Source organism: Streptomyces sp. NPDC111520 (genome assembly GCF_055635295.1).
Window position 1 is genome coordinate 25,882 of sequence record NZ_JBVKBW010000024.1, and the last position, 23,773, is coordinate 49,654.

At 68.4% G+C, this 23,773-nt stretch carries 22 protein-coding genes, 1 tRNA gene and 1 pseudogene; 8 read left to right on the top strand and 16 right to left on the bottom strand.

Going from position 1 to position 23,773, the window contains the following annotated elements:
- Positions 1-150 precede the first annotated feature (150 nt).
- The 5 genes from ACZ7MY_RS37190 to ACZ7MY_RS37210 form a co-directional block, all read right to left on the bottom strand.
- Positions 151-630: a RidA family protein gene (locus tag ACZ7MY_RS37190; RefSeq protein ID WP_499609166.1), complete on the bottom strand. Its 480-nt coding sequence runs from the start codon at positions 628-630 to the stop codon at positions 151-153.
- A gap of 517 nt (positions 631-1,147) precedes the next feature.
- A complete protein-coding gene (locus ACZ7MY_RS37195) occupies positions 1,148-1,411 on the bottom strand; it encodes an HAD family hydrolase (protein WP_499609169.1) in 264 nt (87 codons plus the stop codon).
- 3 nt (positions 1,412-1,414) lie between these two features.
- Positions 1,415-1,771, bottom strand: coding sequence for an HAD family hydrolase (locus ACZ7MY_RS37200; protein ID WP_499609170.1), 357 nt, complete (start codon positions 1,769-1,771; stop codon positions 1,415-1,417).
- 110 nt (positions 1,772-1,881) lie between these two features.
- Complete coding sequence (locus ACZ7MY_RS37205; protein WP_499609172.1) at positions 1,882-2,211, bottom strand: helix-turn-helix transcriptional regulator; 330 nt, start codon at positions 2,209-2,211, stop codon at positions 1,882-1,884.
- 98 nt (positions 2,212-2,309) lie between these two features.
- Positions 2,310-3,740 (bottom strand): aldehyde dehydrogenase family protein, encoded by a 1,431-nt coding sequence (locus tag ACZ7MY_RS37210; protein ID WP_499609174.1) that lies wholly within the window; start codon positions 3,738-3,740, stop codon positions 2,310-2,312.
- A 265-nt stretch (positions 3,741-4,005) separates the two neighbouring features.
- Between ACZ7MY_RS37210 and ACZ7MY_RS37215 the strand changes: the two genes are divergently transcribed.
- On the top strand, positions 4,006-4,362 hold the full coding sequence (locus ACZ7MY_RS37215) for a nuclear transport factor 2 family protein (protein ID WP_499609177.1): 357 nt from the start codon (positions 4,006-4,008) through the stop codon (positions 4,360-4,362).
- A 5-nt stretch (positions 4,363-4,367) separates the two neighbouring features.
- Here the strand turns inward: ACZ7MY_RS37215 and ACZ7MY_RS37220 are convergent, their stop codons facing one another.
- The 5 genes from ACZ7MY_RS37220 to ACZ7MY_RS37240 form a co-directional block, all read right to left on the bottom strand.
- Entirely contained in the window at positions 4,368-5,189 is an 822-nt protein-coding gene (locus ACZ7MY_RS37220) for a helix-turn-helix transcriptional regulator (protein WP_499609179.1), read from the bottom strand.
- A 324-nt stretch (positions 5,190-5,513) separates the two neighbouring features.
- Positions 5,514-6,086 carry an NAD(P)H-dependent oxidoreductase gene (locus ACZ7MY_RS37225; protein WP_499609181.1) on the bottom strand — a complete coding sequence of 191 codons (573 nt, stop codon included), beginning with the start codon at positions 6,084-6,086 and terminating at the stop codon, positions 5,514-5,516.
- A 317-nt stretch (positions 6,087-6,403) separates the two neighbouring features.
- Complete coding sequence (locus ACZ7MY_RS37230) at positions 6,404-7,411, bottom strand: alpha/beta hydrolase (protein ID WP_499609184.1); 1,008 nt, start codon at positions 7,409-7,411, stop codon at positions 6,404-6,406.
- A 62-nt stretch (positions 7,412-7,473) separates the two neighbouring features.
- Positions 7,474-8,310: an alpha/beta fold hydrolase gene (locus ACZ7MY_RS37235; protein ID WP_499609187.1), complete on the bottom strand. Its 837-nt coding sequence runs from the start codon at positions 8,308-8,310 to the stop codon at positions 7,474-7,476.
- 244 nt (positions 8,311-8,554) lie between these two features.
- Positions 8,555-11,344: an AAA family ATPase gene (locus tag ACZ7MY_RS37240; RefSeq protein WP_499609190.1), complete on the bottom strand. Its 2,790-nt coding sequence runs from the start codon at positions 11,342-11,344 to the stop codon at positions 8,555-8,557.
- Between the two features lie 595 nt (positions 11,345-11,939).
- Between ACZ7MY_RS37240 and ACZ7MY_RS37245 the strand changes: the two genes are divergently transcribed.
- The 3 genes from ACZ7MY_RS37245 (at position 11,940) to ACZ7MY_RS37255 (ending at position 14,689) form a co-directional block, all read left to right on the top strand.
- Positions 11,940-12,755 carry an alpha/beta fold hydrolase gene (locus ACZ7MY_RS37245; RefSeq protein WP_499609192.1) on the top strand — a complete coding sequence of 272 codons (816 nt, stop codon included), beginning with the start codon at positions 11,940-11,942 and terminating at the stop codon, positions 12,753-12,755.
- 206 nt (positions 12,756-12,961) lie between these two features.
- Positions 12,962-13,969 (top strand): zinc-binding alcohol dehydrogenase family protein, encoded by a 1,008-nt coding sequence (locus ACZ7MY_RS37250; protein WP_499609195.1) that lies wholly within the window; start codon positions 12,962-12,964, stop codon positions 13,967-13,969.
- Positions 13,970-14,107: 138 nt separating this feature from the next.
- The gene (locus ACZ7MY_RS37255; RefSeq protein WP_499609198.1) at positions 14,108-14,689 is read left to right on the top strand and encodes a DUF421 domain-containing protein; all 582 of its coding nucleotides are present in this window, start codon (positions 14,108-14,110) and stop codon (positions 14,687-14,689) included.
- A 93-nt stretch (positions 14,690-14,782) separates the two neighbouring features.
- Here ACZ7MY_RS37255 and ACZ7MY_RS37260 read toward each other — a convergent pair whose 3' ends face one another.
- From ACZ7MY_RS37260 to ACZ7MY_RS37280, 5 genes and pseudogenes are all read right to left on the bottom strand, one after another.
- Positions 14,783-14,962, bottom strand: a complete 180-nt coding sequence (locus tag ACZ7MY_RS37260; RefSeq protein WP_499609201.1) for a hypothetical protein — start codon at positions 14,960-14,962, stop codon at positions 14,783-14,785.
- Between the two features lie 104 nt (positions 14,963-15,066).
- A pseudogene (locus ACZ7MY_RS37265) lies at positions 15,067-15,114 on the bottom strand (hypothetical protein); the annotation flags it as partial.
- 213 nt (positions 15,115-15,327) lie between these two features.
- A complete protein-coding gene (locus tag ACZ7MY_RS37270; RefSeq protein ID WP_499609204.1) occupies positions 15,328-16,371 on the bottom strand; it encodes an L-dopachrome tautomerase-related protein in 1,044 nt (347 codons plus the stop codon).
- 749 nt (positions 16,372-17,120) lie between these two features.
- On the bottom strand, positions 17,121-18,722 hold the full coding sequence (locus tag ACZ7MY_RS37275) for a hypothetical protein (protein WP_499609207.1): 1,602 nt from the start codon (positions 18,720-18,722) through the stop codon (positions 17,121-17,123).
- A gap of 256 nt (positions 18,723-18,978) precedes the next feature.
- The gene (locus ACZ7MY_RS37280; RefSeq protein WP_499609210.1) at positions 18,979-20,043 is read right to left on the bottom strand and encodes a hypothetical protein; all 1,065 of its coding nucleotides are present in this window, start codon (positions 20,041-20,043) and stop codon (positions 18,979-18,981) included.
- Positions 20,044-20,278: 235 nt separating this feature from the next.
- On the opposite strand from ACZ7MY_RS37280, the gene ACZ7MY_RS37285 reads away from it, so the two are divergent.
- Entirely contained in the window at positions 20,279-20,521 is a 243-nt protein-coding gene (locus tag ACZ7MY_RS37285; protein ID WP_499609212.1) for a hypothetical protein, read from the top strand.
- 192 nt (positions 20,522-20,713) lie between these two features.
- Entirely contained in the window at positions 20,714-21,232 is a 519-nt protein-coding gene (locus tag ACZ7MY_RS37290) for a DUF2716 domain-containing protein (protein ID WP_499609213.1), read from the top strand.
- Between the two features lie 77 nt (positions 21,233-21,309).
- Here the strand turns inward: ACZ7MY_RS37290 and ACZ7MY_RS37295 are convergent, their stop codons facing one another.
- Positions 21,310-21,459, bottom strand: coding sequence for a hypothetical protein (locus ACZ7MY_RS37295; protein ID WP_499609215.1), 150 nt, complete (start codon positions 21,457-21,459; stop codon positions 21,310-21,312).
- Positions 21,460-21,725: 266 nt separating this feature from the next.
- On the opposite strand from ACZ7MY_RS37295, the gene ACZ7MY_RS37300 reads away from it, so the two are divergent.
- Together ACZ7MY_RS37300 and ACZ7MY_RS37305 are read left to right on the top strand one after the other, a co-directional pair.
- Positions 21,726-21,799, top strand: a tRNA-Met gene (locus ACZ7MY_RS37300).
- A gap of 1,474 nt (positions 21,800-23,273) precedes the next feature.
- Complete coding sequence (locus ACZ7MY_RS37305; RefSeq protein WP_499609218.1) at positions 23,274-23,669, top strand: hypothetical protein; 396 nt, start codon at positions 23,274-23,276, stop codon at positions 23,667-23,669.
- Positions 23,670-23,773: the final 104 nt, after the last annotated feature.

The window sequence follows — 23,773 nt, forward strand, 5'->3', positions numbered from 1 at the left end:
GCTCGTAGACGCAGTGGGGGTCGACGCCCGCAGACCCCCCGTACGTCTTCAGGACCAAAAAGGATGGTCTTAATACTCGTAGGTGCGAGTGGGGCACGTGATCGACGGGCGTCGACCGCCCAGCCGCCCGACCCGGACGGCGGGGCAAGCTCAGCGGATCAGGACCTCGGCCTCGATCTCCACCGGGATGCGGAAGGGAAGCTCCGCGAGGCCGACTGCCGACCGGGCATGACTGCCGGCCTCAGGGCCCCACAGTTCCAGGATCAGATCGGAGAAACCGTTCACCACCGCCGGCGCTGAGGTGAACCCGGGCGCGGCATTGACCATGCCGAAAACCCTGAGCCAGGCGACGACACGGTCCAGATCGCCGAGAGCCGTACGCAAGCTCGCCAGGACGGCGAGGGCTGTGGAGCGCGCAGCGTCGTAAGCCTCTGACTGCGATACCTCCGCCCCCACCTTGCCCAGCACCGAAGGAAGCGATCCATCGCGCATCAGCGGCCCGTGACCGGAGATGAAGGCGCGGTCGCCGTGGATCCTGACCCAGGGAAAGGGCAGGCTGACACCCGGAGGCAATTGCATGGGCTCGGGAAGTTCCAGGCCCAACTCCGCCAGGCGGCTTTCAATTCTCATCGTCATCCCATCGTCAGGACCGGCGCAAGGTGCAGACCACGTTTGCAGAGCTCCATCAAGGCCGTGACATCGCCGGGGCCCGTTTCGTCGGCACCTGAGATGACAGCCTGCCGTCCGAGGTGATCGCCCAGGAGATCGTTTCGATGAGCAGGGACAGGGTCCCTTTGCGCTGCTGATGGAGGCGCTGGCCCCGACAGAGGCTGCCGCAGTCGCGCAGGTCGTTTTGTGGGCCTGCGGGCGGCTGGATGAGGCCACGGCACGCGATGCCCGTGCAGCACACACGGGCGTGGCCGGGGAGGATCGCCGATCCAGACGGCCCGCTGTGGTCCGCTGACAGTTCGACCGGCCGAACCTCTTCAACCGCCTCAACAGGGGCAGTAACGCTCATCAGGTGCTACTTCCTCGATCGGGAGTTACGCCGAAGACCGTACAGACCGCCCATTTGGCTGGGACTGGTCGCCGCGGCTTTGCCTGCGGGCTGGGGCATGCTGCGACAGCGGTAGGGGCTGATAGCACCTCACGGAAGAAGGTCAATGCCCAGCGCATACTGGAGGTATCTGATTGTGTCTTTCGGGTCCTCTGCCAGGACTGTTGCCATGCCAAGGTCGGCTGCCGGCGCAAGGTAGGGCTGGGTGTCGTCTACGAACACACACTCGTTGCCGGGTAGTTCGAGCATCCGGAGTGTGAGTTCGTATATCTCCTTCTCCGGTTTACGCAGTCCGTGTTGCTCGGAGATGACTACGGCATCGAACGCGGTGTCGAGATCGTAGCCGTCATACAAGTCTCACGGCTTCATGCCGACGCTGTTGGACAGGACACCAACACGAATACCGTGTCGGCGGGCAGTAGCCGCTGCCTGCAACATGAGTGGCTCTGGCTGCAGCCCTGCGAATATTCTTCCCATCGAGTTGTCATCATCTACTCCTAGATGGCTTGCCGCCATCTCGTTCCACTGCTCCTGCGTGACCGAGCCCCGCTCGAGGCTCTCGGTCAACTGGACAAATTCGGGGTCCAGATAGAGCTGCCGTATGACACGACCCTCTTCAAGCTCCTCCTGGCGCTCAAATTCGGTGACTGACGGCAGGAGTGGGGTGGTGAGCACACCACCGAAATCCAGTATGAGGCCTTTTCTGGCGGTCATGTACAAACTCCAACGTGATGGGACGTGACAGGGGTTAATGTACCGAGTGCCGAATGAATGCTCGGCCGACACGACCGGACAACTGCCAACGCGGCGGTTGAGCGGTGCCGCTATGCCCGATGCATTGCCCCCTGGCGACTCAGGTGACGCCACTGCCGCGGCGTCATACCGTAGGCCAGCTTGAAGGTACGGCTGAAGTGGGGGGCGCTGATGAATCCCCAGCGGCTGGCGATGGATTCGATCGAAAAGCGACCGCAGCACGCCGATGCCAGTTCATGGCGGCACCGTTCCAGCCGCTGGGTGCGGATCCACGCCCTGAGTGAGACCCCTTCCCGCGACAGGACCTGGTAAAGGTGCCGCTCCGAGATGTGGTGCGCGGCGGCGATTCGAGCAGCACTGAGATCGTTCTCGCCGAGGTGCTGCCGTACGTAGGCCAGCACTCTGTCCGTGAGCGTGCTTCCGGGAGGGCCCGGAGTCGCGTTCGCGTCCGGGCCGGACCGGTGATGTTGCGGGCCGCCATACGGTCTGGAGGGCGTGGTCAAGGCCGGCCCGGAGTGACCGTGATCGTCTGCGGTGCGGTGAAGGCGAGGAGCCCTTCGATGCCGTTCTCCGAGCCGATGCCCGAGTCTTTGAGGCCGCCGAAGGTCACCTGTGGGGTGAGGTGCTGGATCTCGTTGATCCATACGGTGCCGGCCTCCAGCCGTCGAGCGACCGCGAGGGCGGCGTCGGTGTCCGCGGACCACACCGAAGCGCCGAGGCCGTAGTCGCCGGCGTTGGCCCGCGTGATGGCGTCCTCGATGTCGTCGAACTTCAGCAGGGGAAGGACCGGGCCGAACTGTTCCTCCTGGACGATGCGGGCGTGCTCCGGGGGGTTGTCGATGATGGTCGGGCGAACGAAGTAGCCCGGGCCGTCTTCGGGGAGTCCGCCGGTGAGGAAGGAGTAGTCGTGATCCTCGCAGTCGCGGATGAGGTCCAGGATCCGCTCGTACTGGGGGCGGTTTTGGAGCGGTCCGAGCCGGACGTCCTCCGTGACGCCGTTCCCCGTGCGCACGGTGGCGGCGTAATCGGCCAGCGCGCGCTTCAGCGGTTCGTAGACATCGCTGTGGATATAGACGCGCTTGGCTGCCAGACACACCTGGCCATTATGGCCGAAGGCGCCCCAGAACAGCTTCTCTGCGACCGTGGGCACATCGATGTCGGCCAGCACGATCGCCGGATCGTTGCCACCGAGTTCCAGCGTGACGCGCTTCAGCGAGCCGGCTGCTCCCGCCATGACCTTGCGGCCGGTAGCCGTGGAGCCCGTGAAACTGATCTTGTCGATGCCCGGGTGGGCTGTCATCCAGGGCCCGAGTGAGTCTCCGCCGGAGACGACGTTCACCACGCCGGGCGGAACGACACTGCGCAGCAGTTCGCCGAGACGCAACGTCGCCAGAGGCGTGAACGGCGACGGCTTGAGGACGACCGTGTTGCCGGCCAGCAGCGCGGGAGCGAGCTTGAAGCCAATCTGCCCCAGCGGGTAGTTCCATGGGACGATGGCGCCGACCACGCCGAGAGGCACATGGCGGGTAACGGACCTGCGTGCGGCGCTGTCCTCGTTGACCGTCTCCGGCAGCCGCAGTTCCGAGATCCCGCGCAGCCAGTACGCCAGACCGAGGATTTCACCCCGGGCGTCGTCGAGGGCCTTGCCGGCCTCGCGGGCGAGGACCTGGCGGAGCGGCTCGACGTGGGCCTCGATCGCGTCGGCCATCTCGTGGAGGACCTTCTGCCGCTCCTCGTACGCCGTGGCGGCCCACGCAGGAAAGGCGGAGCGGGCCGCGGAAACCGCGGCTTCCAGCTGCTCGGGTGAACAGTCCGGCGCCTGGACCAGAACGGTGCCGTCGGCAGGGTTCGTCACATCGATCCACGAGGTCCCCGCAATCGGAAGGCCGTCGATGGTCATGGTGAACTCGGCGGCGAAGGTGCTGGTCATGCTCTTCTTCCTCTGTGTCTGCGGACAACCGGGCGTGGCCGGAGATCCGGGCACACGCCGGGGCGCGTTTGGGGCCGGCTCAACGAGTCAGCCGGGCGACGGCGCACCGAAGACGACGGTGCCTCCTGTGCGGTGCGTGAAGAAGGCCGCGGCTTCCTGGGTGCGCGGCACCCAGGAAGCCGCGGCCTTCCCCGGTCCCAGGCGGCCGGGCAGGCTGCGAGGAAAGTGGCGACGGAGAACCACCGCCCCGACGAGGAGACAGCCGGTGATCACGACACAGCAGGTGGCGGCATGGCTCGAGGCATACGTCCATGCCTGGGCCACGGCAGCCGCCGACGACATCGAGGCGCTCTTCACGCCGGACGCCGAGTACCACGAATTGCCCTACGAGACCTCGTGGGTCGGCCGGGACCGGATCGTCGAGGGGTGGCTCTCACGGCAGAACTGGCAGGAGGGTGGGTGGACTTTCGACTGGAAGATCCTGATGGTCACCGGCGACACCGCCGCCGTTCAGGGCACGGGCGTCTACAAGAAGTTGGGGACCTTCGACAACCTGTGGGTGGTCACCCTGGCTCCTGACGGTAGGTGCTCCGTGTTCCGCATGTGGAACAACGAGGTCTGACGGCGCTACGCAGGACGCGAGGCACCCAGCGACGCGATCCTTGCCGCGCTCGCGGTGCCTGGCGCGGGTGTGCCGACCAGCAGCTGCTGGCCGGGAGCGTCGCGCACGTCGAAGGTCTGGTACGTGAGCTCGATGCGGCCCGCCTCGGGATGCTGGAAGACCTTGTACGCACGCGACAGACCGCCCACGGTCTGGTCGTTCCACAGCGAACGGAACTCGTCCGACGTGGTGAGGAGCTCGTCGACCAGGGCGCGAACAGCGCGGTCCTGCGGGTGCATCCCCGCGTTCAGCCGCAGCGCGTGCACAGTCGCCTCGGCCACCGTCGGCCACTGCGCGAACACCTCGCGGGCGGCGGGATGCTGGAAGAGCACTCGGACCATGTTGTCCGTGCCGGCGAAGGGGGCGAGCAGCGCCGTGGCGATCGCGTTGGTGGCGAGCACATCGAATGCCGGGCTCAGCACGTAGGCGGCGGCGCCCGGAAAGGCGTCCAGGAGTTCCAGCAGAGACGGGTGGACCAGGGCGCGGGAACTATGGGGTGCCATGCCGGGAGTCAGCCCGGCCAGCCGGAACAGATGACCCCGGGCATCCGCGTCGAGACGCAGAGCGCGGCCCACCGCGTCGACCACCTGCGCGGAGGGATTGCGCTCCCGGCCCTGCTCGAGCCGCGCGTAGTAGTCGGCACTGACCCCGGCCAGCACCGCGACCTCCTCTCGGCGCAGCCCGGCCACCCTCCGGAAGCCCCCGGCGATCAGACCGGCTTGGCCGGGATCCACCCGGGCACGGCTGGCGCGGAGGAACTCACCCAAACCATTGCTTGTCGCACGCACCACATCATGCTACTGCCGCGCGATGCCTGTCCCGCGGCCGCCGCCGGGCCGTTCGGCGTGCTCAGCGGAGCCGGAGAATCCATCGGAGGCTCCGGCCTCTCCTTGTCCGGCGGACTTCACATAGCGTGTCACCGAGTCGGCTTTCCGGGGCTGTCCGGAGGGGCGACGTGATCGGCAACGGCATCGAGCAGAGGTGTCTCCGGCAGGTCTTCGCCTGCAGGAGACGGCGTGCTGCTCTCGGTGTGGGGCCGGTGGAGCCGCCTCTTCGGCCCCGGCGGGGCGGAAACGCCCGGTGTTCCGCCCCGCCTGCCCTCGCCCCCAGATTCACGCGGAAGCGTCGGGGCCCTGTTCGAGCAGGGCGCGGTAGCGCTTGGCGTGCACGGCCAGTTCTTCGCCGGTGACGTCCCGTACGCCTTGCACGACGAACGGCGCGGCCCAGGCGAGGCCCATGCGGTGAGCGGTCTGCTCCAGTGGGCGGAGAAGTTCCTCCATGGTGAAGCGGTGGAATCCGGTGGACCGGTACATCTCCGCGCTACCACCGGTGCTGGCCACGACCTGGAGCGTCTTTCCGGTGAGCAGTGGCCCGGAGTCGTAGGCGAAGTCCCGCAACATCACCTCGTCGAGCCATCTCTTGTGCAGGGCGGGCAGGGAGTACCAGTGGACTGGGAACTGCCAGACGATCGCCTCGCTGTCCCGCACCAATCGCTGCTCGGCGGGCACGTCGATCAGCCCGTCCGGATAGAGCCGGGCCAGCTCGCGGACGGTCACGTGGGGCAGGTCGCGGACGGCATCGGTCATCGCCGCGTTGACGCGGGACCGGTCGGGGGCGGGATGCCCCGCGATGACCAGGGTGCGCGGTGCCCGGGGTCGGGTGGAAATATCCGCCGGAGCGGTCATGGGAATACCTCCAGAAAAGCAGAACGAAAAGGGGGGAAGGTGCTATGTGCAGGCTTGGTGGCCCGCGGGCGGCCCGAGGCAAGCGCGCCGCCGACGATGAGGCCGATCTGCCGGGCCGGCCGTCGCGTGCTCAGGTGTGGGCGATCGTGGTCACCCGTGCCTCGGAGTCCAGCGGCGTCTCCATCGCGGCGCTCGCCGACAGGCAACCGAACAAGCCGTTCCCCGCTCGGCGCACAGACCGGCCCGTTTGACGGGGAGCGCCGAACGGGCCGGTCCCGGACCGCCCGGAGTGGGCGCCTCACGCGGCCGGACCTGGGTCAGCCGGTGTGCAGCGCCTTGCCGAGTGTGCTGATCGCGAGGGCGATGGCAGTGTCGGCGGCGTGGGTCCCGCGCAGGGCGTCGAGCATCACGAAGTCGTGGATGGCGCCCTGGAACCGGACGGCAGTGACGGGGACGCCTGCGGCGCGGAGCTTGGCGGCGTACGCCTCGCCCTCGTCTCGCAGGACATCGGCCTCACCGGTGACGACCAGAGCCGGCGGGAGGCCGGCGAGCTGCTCGGTGGTGGCGCGCAGCGGCGAGGCGGTGATCCGTGCCCGATCGTCCTCCGAGATCGTGTACTGGTCCCAGAACCACTCCATGGCCTCACGCGTAAGGAAATAGCCGTTGGCGAACTGATGGTAGGAGGGGGTGTCGAAGCTGGCATCGGTCGCCGGGTAGAAGAGCACCTGGGCCAGAAGGGGGAGATCTCCGTGCTCCTTCGCCTGGAGGGTGAGCGCTGCGGCCATGTTCCCGCCGACAGAGTCGCCCGCGACGGCCATCCGGGAGCCGTCCAGCCGCACCTTCGCGCCGTCGGTGACGACCCAGCGGGCCACGCTGTAGTTCTGCTCGATCGCGACGGGGAAGCGGAACTCGGGTGAGCGGTCGTACTCGGGGAAAACGACGGCGGCCCCGGTGCCGGCCGCCAGTTCGCGGACGAGGCGGTCGTGGGTGTACGCGCTGCCGAACACCCATCCCCCGCCGTGCAGGTAGAGGATGGCGGGCAGGGTCCCGGTGGCTCCCTTCGGGCGGACGATCCGGGTTCGGACGCTTCCCGTCGGTCCGCCGGGGACGGTGATCCACTCCTCGTCGGTCTCGGGCTTGGCTGTTTCCCCCGACTGTGCCTGCTCCACGGCGGCCCGGCCCTGGGCCGGGGGCAACTGGTGGAGGAACGGCTGTCGGGACGTCGTCTCGGCGAAGGCCGCGGCGGCGGCCTCCAGGACGACGGGCCTGACGGTCCGGTCCTGGTGAAGGCGGTAAACCGGGACGGGGTGAACGGGGTCCATCATGGCACTTCCTTCCGAACCGCGGGCTCACGGCCCGTGCGGCTTCGGCATCGTGTGAGGGGTGGCTACTTGGCCAGGAAGTCGAGCAGGGCGGCGTTGACCTCGTCGGCGTGGGTCCACGTCATGCCGTGGGGCGCGCCGTCGATCTCGGCGTACTCAGCTGCCGGCAAGGCCTTCCTGAGGCGTCGCGCGGTGGCGTCGATGGGCAGGACGCGGTCGCCGGTGCCGTGCAGGATCAGGGTGGGTACGGTGATCGCGTCGACGTCGTCGCGGAAGTCGGTCTGCCAGGTCAGCGGCGCCGCCGCAGCGGCCTGCGCCCCACCGGCGGCGGCGACGTTCATGTACTGGCGGAGCGCCTCTGCGCTGATTCTCGTGCCCAGGTTCTCGTCGAGGTTGAAGAAGTCCCGGTACAGCCCTGCGTAGAAGGCGTAGCGGTCCGCCGCCACGTCGGCGGAGACACCCGAGAAGAACGCGGCCGGTCCTGCGCCGTCGGGGTTGTCGTCGGTGATGACGAGGTACGGCAGGAGTGGGGAGATCAGGACGGCACTGCTGATTCGCGCGGCGCCCGCGGTCGCGAGGTGGCGGGCGATCTCGCCGGTGCCCATGGAGTGCCCGACCGCCGCAACGTCGGACAGGTCGAGGGCTTCCAGCAGCGCGTTGAGGTCGGCGGCGAAGGTGGCGTAGTCGTAGCCGGTCGCGGGTCGACTCGAATGTCCGAAGCCGCGCCGATCGTAGGTGATGACGCGGTGTCCGGCCGACAGCAGTGCCGCCGTCTGCCTCTCCCAGGATCTTCCGTCGAGGGGGAAGCCGTGGATGAGCAGTACCGGCCTGCCGCTTCCCTGGTCCTCGTAGAAGATCTCTATGTCTGCCGTGTTCTCCCGGCCCACCGTGATGTGGGGCATGTCGTGCTCCTTGTCGTTCCTGACGCTGGATGAGGGGGATGGCGGCCACGGCCGCCGGTGTGTCGGGTGGGCTCGTGGCGCAGCCGCCTCCGCGGCGGCGATTCCCGCAGCACACCTTCGCCGTGGACCGGTCTGGCCTGCATCGGTCGAACGACGGTGGCGTGGTCCGCGCCGCCGCCGCGCCGATCAGTCGTCCCTTCAGTCGTCGACCCGCCGGGCCGGAGGGCGTCGGTTGCCGGGCAGGTCAGTCGTCGGGCATGGCCTTTGCGAGCGCGTCGCCCAAGGCGGCACGGGAACCGATACCGAGCTTGGGGAAGATCTGGTAGAGGTGAGAGCCGACCGTGCGGTGTGAGAGGAACAGGCGTGCCGCGATCTGCTTGTTGGTGAGGCCGGAGGCCGCCAGCCGCGCGATCTCCAGCTCCTGCGGGGTGAGGAGCTGCGCCCCGGGCGCGGCGGTCCGCGCCTGCGTCCAGCCGCTCGCGCGTAGTTCCTTCGCCGCCCGCTCCGCCCACGGCCGTGCCCCCAGTTGCCGGAACGTGTCCGTGGCCGACTTCAGCGCCCTACGGGCCTCGACGGTCGCGCGCGCCCTCCTCAGCCGTTCGCCGTAGGCCAGTTGCACCCGAGCGGTGTTGAAGGGCCGGCGCACGAGGTCCGGTACGGAGAGTGCCTTCTCGAAGAGGGCCAGCGACTCGTCGTCCGTAGGAGCGCACAAGGCGGCACTGCCCAGGGTGAGCAGGGTGTGCCGGGGGGAGATGCCGGCCGCGCCGGATTCCTGTACGGCGCGCACGTGCGCGGTGGCCTTCTCCAGCCGGTTCGTTCTGACCGCCGCTTCGACCAGGTCCATGACCACCCAGACGGCGTGGGGGCGGTGGGAGGCGAGCGTGCCCGCAGGACTGATCTCCTCGGCGTGGTGGAAGGCGCTCTCGAAGTCGCCGGTCCCGAGGGCCGCCGTCGCCCTGCAGTGGTTGGCGTAGTCGGTGGCGACCAGTACGCCTCGGGGCAGCGCCCATTGCGTGATGTGGTCCGCGAGGGCGCCGCTGGTGTCGACGTCACCGCGCGCCGCTGCGACGATCGCCCGGCAGTACTCGAAGTACCAGCGGAAGAAGTCGTACCCGGAATCGTCGCAGACGGCGGTGCCCTCTGTCGCGAGGTCCAGGACCTCGTCCCATCTGCCGGTCAGGTAGTCGTCGAGGCACAGATGCATCAGACCGCCGATGTGCCGGCGAGCCGGCCCCCCGTCGCGTCCTTGGTGCACGATGCGCCAAGAGGCGTCACGCACATCACCCAGGCGGTCTGCGTAGAGAGAGGCCGAGCCGGCCCGGACGATGTACGCGGGGTCTGACGCGTCGTGGAGTCGGCCGAGCATGTCGCCCACCTGCCGCCGTGCAGCCGCAGCCGTGCGGGCCGGGTCGGCGAAGGTCTGCATGACCGCGGAGAGCAGCTCGGGGACGCCCGGTCGCAGGCGGTCCAAAGCGGCGTAGAGAGGTGCCCACAGCTCCTCGCGGCCGCCGAAGAAGCACACCAGCACCAGCAGGTGCAGGGCGTCGACGAGCGTTTCATCACCGGCGTCGTAGAGGTGTCCGCCGGCCTCCACGGCGCCGGCCAGGAGCCGGTGCGCGGTGTCGACGGAGCCGTCACGGTTGAGGACGAGCATCACCGCGGTCGAGGCAGCTCGCAGGGATGCGCCGAGGTTCGGGTCTGCCTGCCGCGCGTCCTCCAGCAGTTCGGACGCCGCCCTCAGGGCGCCGGCAGCGTCCGCGCCGATGTACGCGGCCTCGGCCAGGCGCCTGGCCCGGTCGGTGTCGGACGGACTCAGATGCCCGGCGCGCGTCAGCGCCTTCACGGCACCCACGGCGTCACCGCGTCCCATGATGAGCCGGGCCGCCTGTTCCAGGCGGCCCGCCACTTGTTCGTCCGGAGTGACGGACGCCTCGGCCAGGTGCCAGGCCTGCCGCTCCGGGTGGCGCGGAAGGGAAGCGGCGAGGGCTTGGTGGGCCGAGCGGCGATCGGCGCTGGTCGACGCCGCCACCACGCCCGAACGGATCAAAGGGTGTCGGAAGATCAGTCGGCCGCTGAAGTGGTCGATGTCGATGAGGTCGTCTCGCTCAGCCGGGGCGAGGGCGTCCAGGTCCATCGTCCCGTCCTGGAGGCCGGCAGCGGCCAGCATGACCCCGAGATCGCCCCTCCCTTCCAGCGTCGCGAGGAGCAGCAACCGCAGGGACGGGGCAGGCAGCCGGGACACACGCCGTACGAACAGGTCGTGCAGCCGCTTGCCCAGCGGCAGCACGGCCGGCAGTTCCTCCTGCGCCGTGCGCTGGGTGCTGCGCAGCGCCGCGGGCAGTTCGAGCAGCGCGAGGGGGTTCCCCCGCGCGGCGCTCGACAGACGGCTGCGTACGGGTCGGGGCAGATCGGGGAAGCGGCCGAGGATCAGGGCGTCAGCCGCCTCGTCCGTCAGCGGTGGAAGTTCGTACTCCACAAGCCCGGCGCCCTCGGAGCCACCGACGTACGTACGAGCCGCCCCGAGGACGCTGATCGTACTTCCGCCGAGTCTGCGGGCAACGAAACCGAGCACCGCCCGACTGGCCCGGTCGAGCCAGGGGAAGTCGTCGACCACCAGCAGCAGCGGGCCGCTGCGAGCGGCCTCCTGGAGGAGAATCAGCGTCGCGTTGCACACCAGCAGCCGGTCCGGAGGAGCGCCGCGGGCGAGTCCCAGAGCCACCGTCAAGGCCTCACGGTGAATCTCATCGAGTCCGCCGAGCGCACCGCGCAGCGAGAACAGCAGATGGTTGAGGCCCGCGTAGCTGATGTCCGCCTCGAACTCCGCTCCGGCCGCTCGCAGCACCCTCGTCCCGGCCGCTGCCATGGCTGCGGCGACCGCGTCGAGAACGGCGGTCTTCCCGACGCCCGCCTCGCCGGATATCACTAGCGCCTGACCGGTGCCGGGCTCGAGGAGCGCCCTGATGCGCCGGACGTCGTCGGCACGCCCGACCAGGGGGCCGCGGGCTCCGCCGACGCATGGCTGGCCGTACTCCATCGGACCTCGTTCCCATCGCTGTCCTGGACGGCGACGACGGAAGTCCACCCCGCCGCCCCGAAGGACCAGCGGTCAGACACCGGCCGTTCAAGGACGGACCGTCCGCACGCCGCTCCTCTCCCTGGATTTCCGAGGGGGCGGGGGCGCGCGCCGCAGCCAGGCACATCACCTGGCGAGCCTAGGCAGCACGCGGACTCGCGGGTTGCCTCTTTCCGCACAGTTCTGTCTGATCACCGGGCGGCAGGAGGACGCCGGTCCGGACGGGGCCGACGGTGGGGATCGACCCGGGGAAGGCCACCCACCCACGCCTTCCCCAGCCGTGAGCAGCTCCGAACCAGTACACCCGCGCGCGGGCGCCGTCGCTCAAACGAGGCCCTCTGCCCAAGTCGGCCCGGCGTCGCCACGATGCCGCTCGATGACTGGGTCCGACTGGTCACTCGCCGACGCCTCCGCGTCGCGGTCATCCGACGGATGCGTCGGCCGAGCCGCCACCCGAAGCATGGAGAGCACGCCGGCGGTCCTGATTGGACGCCGTGACGCCCTTGGCGAGCCTCCGCGAAGAAGGCGGCCGCCACGAAAATACTGGGGAGTAACAATGCGCATACGCCGGGCTGCCACCTGGGCCGCCACAGCGGCAGCGGTCGTAGCGGCGACAGGCACCACAGCCGCCTATGCCGGGAGTGGGTCCCCCGCGCGGCACCCGCACGAGGACCCGAAGCCCACGGTGGTTCTTGTGCACGGCGCGTTCGAGGACGCCTCGGCATGGAGCGGCGTCACCGCCCGTCTCCAGCGGGACGGCTACCACGTCCTGGCGCCGGCCGTCCCACTGCGCGGCATGGCCGGTGACTCGGCCGCCGTGAGTGACGTCGTACGGTCGATCGACGGACCGGTGGTCCTGGTGGGGCACTCCTACGCCGGACTGCTCATCAGCCAGGTGGCGGCGACCACCCCGAACATCAAGGCACTCGTCTACGCGAACGCCTTCATCCCGCAGGCCGGCGAGACGCTTCAGGGCTTGAACGCCAAGTTCCCGGGCAGCCTCCTCGGCCCGGACACGATCACGGTCGTCGACCACGCCGACGGCCCCGACGTGACGATCAAGCCCGCCAGCTTCCGCGCCGTGGTCGCCGGGGATCTCCCGGCCGACAAGGCAGCCGTGGCCGCCGCGGGCCAACGCCCCCTGACGATTGCCGCCATGACGGAGCCGGTACGGGACGCGGCCCCGGCCTCGGTCCCGAAGTACGCCCTTGTGGGATCGCGGGACCGGGCGATCGCTCCTGCCGCCGAGCGGTGGATGGCCCAACGGGCCGGCGCGGAGTACCGGGTGGTCGACTCGGCTCACGACATGCCGGTGTCGCATCCCGCCGTGGTCACCGCAGAGATCGAGAAAGCCGCGCGCACCTCCCGCTGACGACGCGGGACAGCCGCCGCGAGCAGACCCGGGATCAGCGGCCCCGGCCGGCCGTCGCAACGGCCGGCCGGGGCTCCCACCGCGGCGCCTGAAAAGCGTCCCGAGCACGGACAGCTCTGTGTCGCTGGACGTGTACGACCGTTGCAGGACCAATGATGGAGAGGGGTCATCCGGCTCGACCGGCCCCCCTTGTGAAGGAGACAACGATGAGCTCGACCACCATGCGTGCGATCGCCTCGTACCGGGGACTCCCCGTCGATGACCAGGAGAGCCTCCAGGACGTCGAGGTGCCGGTACCGCGGTTGCGCCCCCGCGACGTGCTGGTCCGCGTGCAGGCGGTTTCCGTGAACCCGGCCGACGTGAAGACTCGGATCGGCCTGCAGGCCACCGCCGAGCCGCGGATCCTCGGCTACGACGCGGCGGGCGTAGTGGAAGCCGTCGGTCCGGAGACAACCACACTCACCGTAGGTGACGAGGTCTGGTACGCCGGCGACATCACCCGTCCCGGGACCAACGCTGACCTGCACGCGGTCGACGAGCGGATCGTCGCCCGCAAACCGGTCTCCCTGACATTCGCCGAAGCCGCCGCCATGCCCCTCACCACGATCACGGCGTGGGAAACCCTCTTCGAACGCTTCCGGCTGAACGCCGACTCCACCGGCACCCTCCTGTCGCTGGGCGGGGCGGGCGGGGTCGGCTCGATCATGATCCAGCTCGCGAAGGAGCTCACCGGGGTACGCGTCCTGGTCTCGGCGACACGTCCGGAGTCCCAGTCGTGGGTGAGGCAGTTGGGAGCGGACGAGATCGTCGACCACCACCACCTGGTCGCCTCCGTCGAAGAGGTGGCCCCCAAGGGAATCGACCACCTGTTCAGCCCCCACTCACGAGGAAACATCGAGGCCTTCGCCCAGATCATGCGGCCCTTCGGGCACATCACCGCCATCGACGAGCCCGAAGGACTTGACCTGCTGCCGCTCAAGGCCAAGAGCATCGCCTGGCACTGGGAGTTGATGTTCACCCGGAGCATCTACCAAACCGACGACATGATCGAGCAGAAGAGGCTGCTGGAAACGGTGGCGACGCTGCTGGACGACCGGCGGCTGCGGACCACCCTCACCACGTCCGTCAACGACTTCTCCGCGGCAGGCATGCGCGAGGCCCACCGACTGGTCGAGTCGGGTCGTATGACGGGAAAGGTCGTCGTCACGCGCTGAGTCGGACCGGTGCCGGCGCAGTCCGCCGCGAGCGTGCCCCGAGCAGCAGGGCCGCCGGCACCGGCCTCCCGCGTGCAGCGCGTTCCACCGCACACCACCGACAAGACGACGGCCGGATCACCAGGAGGGGCGCTTGATATGTGGCAGGATATTTTCGAACTACATATCTCGGTTGCCGAAAAGGTAGCGCGGACCGTCTTGGTCTACGCTCTTATTTTGATGCTCTTCCGCCTTACCGGAAAGCGCGGACTGGCAAATCTGAACGCCTTCGACTTCGTCGTCATCTTTCTGCTGTCCAACGTCGTCCAAAACGCGATCATCGGCGATGACAACAGTTTTACGGGTGGGGCGATCGGAGCGGCCACCCTGGTCGCCCTCAATGCGGCGGTGAACCGGTGGCTCGCAGTCGACACACGTGCCGCCCGGGTCCTGGAAGGAACACCGACCACGGTCATCGAGGACGGCAAGCCCGTCGCGTCCGCGGTCAGGCGATTGGGGCTGCGCTCCGACGAACTCGGCGACGCCGTACGGAAACAGACCGGTTGCGAGATCAGCAGCGTCGCCCACTCGCGCCTGGAGCCGGACGGCCGCCTCGTCGTCGTACTTCGGCGGGGAGAAGTGGGTGCGACACGCAATGACCTCGACGAGTTGGAGCGCCGGCTGATCCGTATGGAGGATCTGTTGCGCGCCCGCAAGCAGCAGCAGGGAGAGCGCGGGTGAGCCCCTCGGGGGACGATTCGCCCCGCCGCGAGGTGTGCTCCGTCCGGGAACCAGACAAGCCCTACCGATGGCCGGCATGAACGACCGCGGTGATCAGCCGGCGACGGTGAATCCCGCGCTGATGACGGCGCGCGCGAAGGTGTCCGTAGCCAGGTCGAAGCCGAGGAGAGCGGGCCTGCCGGACCTGTCCAGGCCCAGCGTCGCCACATCGACCGCGTGGACGACGATGTGGCACGTGTGCTGACTGCCGCCGGGCGGCGGAGCCGTGCCCATATAGCGATCCCTCCCGACTCGTAGAACAGCTGCCAGCCGGGGTCGGGGACGCCCGACCCTGGCGCGTCGCCGGCGCCGGTCGGCAAGTCGTTCAGCGCGGCGGGGATGTCGGTCACGGCCCAGTGCCAGAATCCACTGGCCGTCGACGCAGTGGGGTCGTGAACAGCGACGGCGAAGCTTTTGGTTCCTTGCGGAAATCCCGACGAGCTGAGCTAAGGCGAAACGTCAGATCCCCCCGCCCCCAGCATTCCGCTTGCCTGAGCAAGCTGCACCTTGCCGCCGTCCTCGACGTCACCGCTGCTCAAAGAAAACGCGGGAACTTACGCGATGGCGTCGGACGGAGTCTTCATGACGACCGTATCCCGTCAGCCAGCGGCGGTCAGCCGGATGCGCTGCGCGCCGATATTTACTCGGACGATCTGGTAAGGGGGGATCCGCAAGTCGACGCCGTCGTTGAAGAGTGGCGTCCTCGGGAGCTGGTTCACGCTGACGTAGAGGTAACCGTCGGCGGCCACCGCCAGCGTGTCCGGCCACAAAAGTTCCGGACCGTGTAGGACCGTGGACCAAACGCCCGTGGGGTCCCGTTTGAGGACAGCGCTGTGCTCATACGCGGTGGCATAAAGATTGCCGGCGGTGTCCGTCTCCAGCCCGTCGGAACAACCCTTGTCACCGAGGTCCACCACACTCGCCGCCACCTGCTCGTCGCTCAGCGAGCGATCGGTCAACGCGCTGGTCGGTACGCTGTACAGTCGGCGGCCGGACAGCGGACAATAGTAGAGCAGACTCCCGTCCGCACTGATCGCAATGCCGTCCGCGCCAACCGCGTAATTGTCCCGGACAATTCCCTGGACGATCGCGCGGAACTGTTCGGTCGCCTTGGTGGACTCGTGTCCCCGCAGTCGGCTCCAGCTCCTTCCCGCGCCGAGGTCCACCACGATCAGGGCGCCTTCGGGCTGTGAGTCCGTGACGTAGGCGTAGCCGCCGGAACCACGTGAGAAATCGAAGCGCACATCATTGAGGTACGTGGTCGGATTCAGTGCCTCCGCGTCAAGGCGAACCACGCGGACCACCTGATCCGTGGCGGGGTCCACCTCCACCAGCTTGGGCCCGTTCTCCACCCAGGGGGCAAACGCGTGGCTGCCCGTGTCGAGAAGCCAAAGATGGCCGATCGGATCGGTGATGACGCTCTGCACGGAGACGAGATTGTCGCCGGAGGGTCCATCGGTCCATTCGTTGAGTTGACGGTTCGGATAGGCGACAGCCTCTCCGTTCACCACTTCGGCGACAGTGTAGGGAACGTCGTCGCCCCACCGCGGGAAGGAGACAAAGATTCGCCCCTCGTCCGTGACGGTCACGCCCGTAGGCATCAGGTCGCCGAACTCTGCGACCACCTCATAATCGGGAGCCACCCAACTCCCCAGCGGAGCAGGGGCCGAAGAGGGCCCAGTGGCACCGGACGGCATGGCTTTTCTCCTTCGCGTGAGGCATCGCTTCATGGCAGTCGCCGTTGCTGACGCGCGGGAGATATCGCATACCCCGATCCCACCGGACCGGGGATTCTCGACCAGAGGTGCCTGAGGTTTTGCAACAAGGGACCGACGTCTTAATGGGCGACGAGGACGACGGTACCTGTCACCGATCCCGGAGTCCGTCAAAGACACGCAGGCGTCGACATCGCCCATCAGCAGCCCGGCGGCTATGAGATCGGTCCAGGGCCAGCACACCCGTGACCGGCTCACTGGCATGTGATGCGGCGCACCTGTAGCCGGTCGACGATTGACCCCACCGGCCGTCCTGGCCATGAGCGTCGATAGTCTCACCTGAGGCCACATGGCCAGAGGCGCGGATGCCATTCGCGGATTACCCTTCCGTGCCGCACCAGTCCCCCCGAGTAATCGGGGGGCCTGGTGCCAGGCAGCAGCGGAATCATCCGCGCAGCTGAAGCATGGCCTATACGAATGCCTCCCAGGCATTGGTCTCACGCGGCAATCAGGAGTGGGCGGCGGGCGCCACCACTTGGGACCAGGCGCCAAACTGCCGGCTGAGTGTGCACTGCGCCTGGGTGCGCGTCACGCAGGCCCGCACCACACGTGAGGGCGTAGCTCACCGCCGCCCGGGAGGTGATCACCGTCAGGGTTCGGCTCTTGGTGTCTGCGATTCAGTGCGGCCCGGGGTATCCGGGCAGTTCGAGCGGGACGGGTACCAATGGCCGGTGCGGGTCGAGGTTTCGCCGACACAGCCGGTAGCGCTGCCCGTCGATGGGGGGCAGTGCCACGCGTCGGCCTTCGGCTTGGCCTGCGTCCAGGGCGGCCAGGGCAGCGGGACCGTCTTCGGCGACGACCTGGGTGTGGAAGGCCATCACTTCGCCGAGTGACAGGGTGCGCCCGGCCAGGGTCAGCGTGAATTGCGGGTCCAGGACGCGCACTGACTGGGTTCGCCGCTGAGGGCTGCCCGCAGTGCTGGGTGGTCCTCGCCCGTCGAGGGTGACGGTCAGCATGCGGGCGAACGGGGAGATGACGCAGTGCCCCTCGATGACCAGCCGGGCCACGCGCAGCGCGATCCGCTCGGCGGCCGTGATGTCGTTGGGAAGCGGGAAGTCCTGCTCGCAGTGCTGCTGCAGGACTTCCAGGTCCTGCGCATACAGCCGTAGCTGCTCCAGCTCGTCGCGTTCGCTGGTGCTCGCGGCCGCCAGTTGGCCCCCGTCGGCGTCGTTGCCGTCGGCGGTCGGAGCGGAGGTGCCGTCGGACATCAGCCTGGGACGCAGCCTCAGCCGTTTGAGTGCCTGGGCGGGGGTGGCTCCGGCCAGGTAGAAGGAGAAGTTCAGCTTGGCAGGGCGGTCCAGGTCGTGGGGGAGCGGCAGCTGCAGTCGGCTGTCGTGCAGGTCGACGTCGACCGAGCGGCCCATGCTGCCGCTCCGCAGGCCGTTCACCTGCCCCGCGAACGGCGCGACGGTGGCACCGCGCTCGTCGTGGAAGGCCAGCTCCGCCGGGGCGCCGGCCCCGGGCAGCGGCCCGGCGGGCCGCCAGACCACCTCCACGTTGGTCAGGGTCTTGGCCAGCCACTGCGGCCCGTTGACGGTCAGCGACGCGATCGCCTCGGCGGGCAGCACGACCTGTTCGGCGAGCCCGAAGCCGAGCGTCCTGGTGAGCGTGGCGGTCAGATCCGCGTCCATCCCGCCCGGCCTGCCTTTCAGCTCCAACGTGATGGGGCTGACCTCATGGGCACGCGGATGCTTGGCCCGCAGGGTGTGCACCACCATGTCCCCGGAGCGGGAGAAGTCCACCGTCCAGTGATCATCCATGCCGTCGGCCACCGCGCCCAGCGCGGCGACCCGCTCGGCAAGGTCGCGCTCCCCGCCCGGCAGCACGGCCTGCTCCTGGCTGAAGACCTTCGCCTTCTCCATCAGCTGGTCCCGGGTGAAGAAGTCCACCAGGTCCGGGTGCGCGGCCATCCGGTCATCCAGCTCGGCCCGGTCCATCACCCTGACCCGCACGCCGCGCCCGGCCGCCAGGGCGTCCACGAACGCCTGCTCGCTCGGGCACAGGGTGCACGGCACCACCAGCACCCACTCGTACGGGGCGTGCGCCATCGCCCGGGCGAACGACCGCCTGATCGAGGTCTGCAGCCCCTTGAACGACGACACAGGGAACCCGTCCCGGTAGTACTTCTGCTGGATGATCCGCAGCCTCGAGCCGGAACGCACCTCGATGTCGATGCCGCCGTCCCATCGGCACGTCGCCCATACGTTCCGATGCCCCACGCCGGAGGCGCGAGCGCGCCGTGGTCGACCCGCAGGACGAGACGACCTCGTCGATGGCGATTCGTACCGGAGCGGTTGCCGGGCCGACGAGGGCGGGGTCCCGGCCGGCTCGATGGGATCGGTGCGGCCGGGGCTCTGCGTCAGCCTTGCCTCGTCCGCTGCGTGCTGGGTGTCCGACGCAGACGGGGCCGGCGTGTGGTGTGGCCGTGAGGGGGACTGTCGCGGTGGGGGCCCCGGCTTGCTATCCGCGCTTCGGTCAGTGGCTGAAGCGTTCGCCCGCATAGGTCTCAAGGGCGGGAACGACTGCGTGTTCCCCGTCATGCAGGCGGTCGAGGCGCACCAGGGCATAGGCCTGGTGGCCGTCGATGAGGTGCGTGCGATCCCGGCCGAGGTCGGCGCCGGGGACGGGCAGGAGGGTCAGTTGGACGGTCTGCTTCGAGATGCCGGGGCGGGTCTCGAAGACAACCGCGGCGATCTTGGACCAAGGGACGTAGAACTCGGAGGTGGCGTACTCACGCATCCCGATGCCACCTGGCCCGATCCGCAGTCGAAGAGGCCGCCTCCAGCGTCGGAAGGAGTGGATCGTCATCCCCCAGGCAATCACGGTGCCCCAGCCCCACAGGGCCCAGAACGTTCCGAAGTGACCGGCCGACGTGGCTGCCACTACACCGGCAGGCACAGTGGTGACGCAGGCGACGCCGAGCCGGGTCAAGAACCGAGTCCCGTTGGGCTCCCGCCCGAGGAACACGCACTCGCCACCGGGAACATTCCACGCCGCGTCGGCCACGACGGGGGGAGCAGGAGGCCGCACGGACAAGGGGACCGTCTCGAACCGTTCACCCCCGTAGTACGCCAGTGCATCCGTGAGCTCGGAAATACCCTGATCGAGCTTGTCAGTGTGGAGCAGGGTGTACCGCAGCCGTCCGTCGCGGGTCGGATCGGGCTTGCGTGGCAACGTGACGCCCGCGACGGGCCGGAGGGTGAGCAGCGGAGCGGGATAGCTGGTTCCGTCCTCGCCGTACACCGGTTCCGGGTAGCGGAGGGCGACAGCCTCGATCTGCGCCCAGCTCAGTGCCGCGTCGTACGTCGTCACTCCGAACTCGTCAACGACGAGCCGGAACGGCTTTTGCAGCCGGGCGAATTGCACCACTCCCAAGAGCACGCACACAGCGCAGGCAAGCACAGGAAACGCAAGGTCCGTGAGGTGGTCGGGGCGCCCTTCCGCCACGAACCACGCCGCCATTGCCGCTAGCCCGACGCCGGCGACGCCCAGGAAACGCCGCCCGGTCTGCCGTATCCGTCTACCGGCAGTGAACTCCATTGCCGCATCCCCCCGTCAGTTGTGACCGACCCCACGATGCGGCACGGCGTTACGCTTTGGCGCCTCCCAGACCGCACTGGTGCGCAGCGGTGACGTACTTGTTGCGTGGTGTGCCGTCGCGGTCAGCGCGGGATACGCCCCGAGGTCCGCAGGCGTGGTTGCTCACCGCGTCGAACATGACGTTCTCCCTGCGATCCGACCGCCCGGGTTCACTGGTCATGCGTCGTAGGTTGTCTTGCGGATCCGGCCCGCCGGGCGTGAGATCCGGCAGGCCACCGAGGGTGTCGACCTGCCGGCGTGCGGGCTGCTGGCCAAGTGGCCCGCGGGGGAGAAGGAGGCTTGTGGGCTCGGCGGCCTCATCGGCGGTCACCTCGGCGCCCGGTTTCAGTCTCGACTGCCCGAGAGCGCGTTGCGCTTGACGCTGGGAACGCTCGCCGTCGCCCTCGGTGCCCTGTATGTCGCCTACGCCGTGCAGTGATCCCTACCGTCCCTCATGATTGCTGCGCTCGTGACCCTGGGACAGGTGCGCGCGGGTGCTGGTTGGGGCAACTGGGTGGGAAGCGGTGCGGGGCAGACAGCATGTGGGGGTGATGAGGCTCGTTGCATTGGTTCTGTCCGCGTGAACGATCTCTCAGCACCCTGTCTGCTGGCCGGACGGTACGATCGACAGGTGGTGGACGAACGTGTGATAGAGCTGTCTGAGGCTGAGGACCGCCGTGTCTGGGACCGCTTCTACGAACAGTTCGGCTTCCAGCCGAGCACGAGTCCGTCCAAGTGGCCGGCCATCAAAGAGCCCAGTGCATCGGTCACATGGAGTCTGGCGACGCTTCCCGACGAACCTGACTACGAGCGTCTGGACCGCCTGGTCGCCGTCGTCGAGCAAGGACTGTCCTCCTGCGTGGGCCCGTCGGGCACTCTGTTCGCCCTCGACTGGCAGCACCCGTCGTACCGCTTCGCGCCGCAAGAGGTGGGCGGTCCTGGGCAACCGGCCTGGCCGTTGAGCCCGTATCCCGACGGGGATTACTTCATCTTCCTTACAGAGGACTTCCGTTTCGGCAGCTTCGGACACCCCTGGGAAGAGTCTCTCTGCCTGTTCGGTCAGGAACTTCTCGACGTCGCGGCCACGGAGCTCGCCAAGGTTCTGGGCCCGCCGATCCGCAGGTCAGGCAAGGCGGTAGGGCCGGCCTAGCCTGGACCGGGCTCAGGGTCTCGCGAGAACGCGTGCCCGCAGCAGAGCGAATGTTGCGCGTCCGTACATGCTCGTCTTCAGCAGTTCACACGGCAAACGTGACCTTCGACGACGCCTGAGCTGTAGGGCAGGGTCAGGCCGGCCGTCACCGCGTCGAAGTCCTGCGGAAGGAAGCTGCCGAGCACGCCGAGTTCGCCGGTGTGCAGGTTTCGCGTTTCCGTGAGCACGGGTTCCTGCGAGAAAGCCCGATTCCAAGTTGGCGGGCGGTGCCGTGTCGGTCGATCAGGAACAAGAGGTTATGGCTTCCTCTCCCGAGTTCGCGCACACGCTGGCCTCATCTGGTTGGTGACCTTGCTGAAGATCTGAGTGCTGCGGGGCGAGTGGGGAGACAGCGGCCGTGACCGCGCGGCCCTGCCCCCGGCGCCCGCTCTGCCTTTGGGCGAGAGTCAATTCGGTCCCAGCGGGATCTATGCCGTACAGTCCACCGTACCGACGCGGGGTGGAGCAGCTCGGTAGCTCGCTGGGCTCATAACCCAGAGGTCGCAGGTTCAAATCCTGTCCCCGCTACTCACAAGTGAAGGCCCGGTGTCCACCGGGCCTTCACTGCGTCTGAGCTCCCTCGAGATCCTCAGGCGACCAGGCATCCAGGGGTTAGAAGGTGTATCTGGCTGCGGGATGGACATCACCGATGGTGTGCTGGGCCCGCTCCCAGCGTTTCTGGCGGGTGCCGCCGTGGGCGTCCCCGTGGTCCCAGACATATTTGGCGCTGGTGATCCGTACCTGCCTCTTCGGCTGTCTCTTCCCAGTTCCCGACCGGGCGGTGGACGCCGCCGAGGGCGAACAGATCGCCCGTTTCCATTACGCACAGAGCAAGATCGACATCGCGCCGGTTCGACAGCCCAGCCGTCGCAGACGGCGTTGCCGGCACCGCTCGTACAGCGTCGTGAGTCCGAAGACGCCACCGAGCAGGAAATTCGCAACAGCTCCGCTGACGAAGCAGCCCCCGGATACTCGACCTGCCACCGCCCACGCCCCAGCAACGCTGCTCATCGTCGCCGTATCGTCGCACCTGTAGGTCCTGACCGCGATCGGTGGCCTGCTGGCGGCCCTGCGCGCCATCGGCATCACCGGCAGGACCCGCGCTGCGTTGCAGCCAGCACTACACCCGCGACAACGAAGCCGTGCCCACAGCGAAAAGCCCGCCGCGATGGTGGCCGACGACCGGGACCTGAACTTCCGGGGCTACGAGGTGTTCCGCTTCGGACACGACGAACTACACGGCCGCGACCGCCCGGCGACCACTCCTTGCGAAGAAGTCGCGCCATCCCACCCGGGCCCCCGTGCAGGTGTCGTGGGGCGTGGGGCGGGGCCCCAAGGGGGGAGGTCGGGGCCCCGCCGGTGCGCACTGGCGCGACGGCCATGGAGTACGCATCGTCAACATTGAAGCCGGCGCGGCGCCGCCGTCTGAAGGCGCGACACCGCGAGGCTGACCTCCACTCCAACGGCGGCGCCATCACTTCGGCCGAGGCGCCAGGCTGGATACTGAACGAACTGCGCCGAGCCGACCTGCTGAACTGAGCGACTGCACCGTGGACGGTCACACATCCGGGCGCGCACAGAGGCCCCACAACGCCCCTTGCAGCTGTCAACCCGCGGTGGGCGCGGGGTTGCCAGCTACGTTGAGCGGGACGGCGCCGGCCCCTCCCGACGAATGCGGTGTCCGTCCTGACACACTGGGCGGCCATCAGGCCCCGGGGGGCCGTCGTACGAGCAAGGAATCGCGTTGAGATCTGCCGTGTCGGTGACGTGTGCCGTCGTCCTGCTCACTGCTTGCGCTGCGCAGGAGCAATCCCCCCTTCGCGCCGCCGGAGCCCGGAAACCGTCCCCGTCACACGCGACTCCACCCAAGTGCGACGCCGATGGCTATGCCTGGCAGTCCATTGTGCACCGAACTGTCTTGGTGGGGCTCTCGGACACAGAAGAGATCGAGATTCCGGCACACGGCTCGGCACGTCTCCCCGAGCCGAGGCTGTTCCGCCCTATGTCGGCCCGTATCTCTGCCGCGGCCGTCGAGGCGGGGGTTCGCCCCGCCGATGTCCTGGCATCGCTGGAAGACAAGATCTCGATCGCCGTGGAGCCGATCGGCACGCACCTTGCCCTTTCAGAGACGGGCACACGCCTCACGTCGAAGACGATCAATGACACGGACGCCCCGGTTCGCGGCCGGTTCGTAGCGGCGGTAGGAATTATGCTCGAGACGGGCGAGTTCACTGCCACCTGCGCGGGTGGCACGGTCCGTGGGACGGTGACGACCTGGGACAAGGGCCGCACCCATGAAAATCTTCAGTGTGGGCTCAAGCAGCGTCTGGATGATTTCGCGCAGGAAGTGGAGCGTAGGGCCTGCACCGAACGGAAGCCGTCGGCTCAAAGCCGCTGACCGCAACGCCTTCGGTTGGGCACGTACAGCCGTCTGGCACCTCGTGTCAGCGGTACCGCGGGGATGTGCCGCCTCGTGCCAGTCAGCCCGTCACGCAGCCGCAC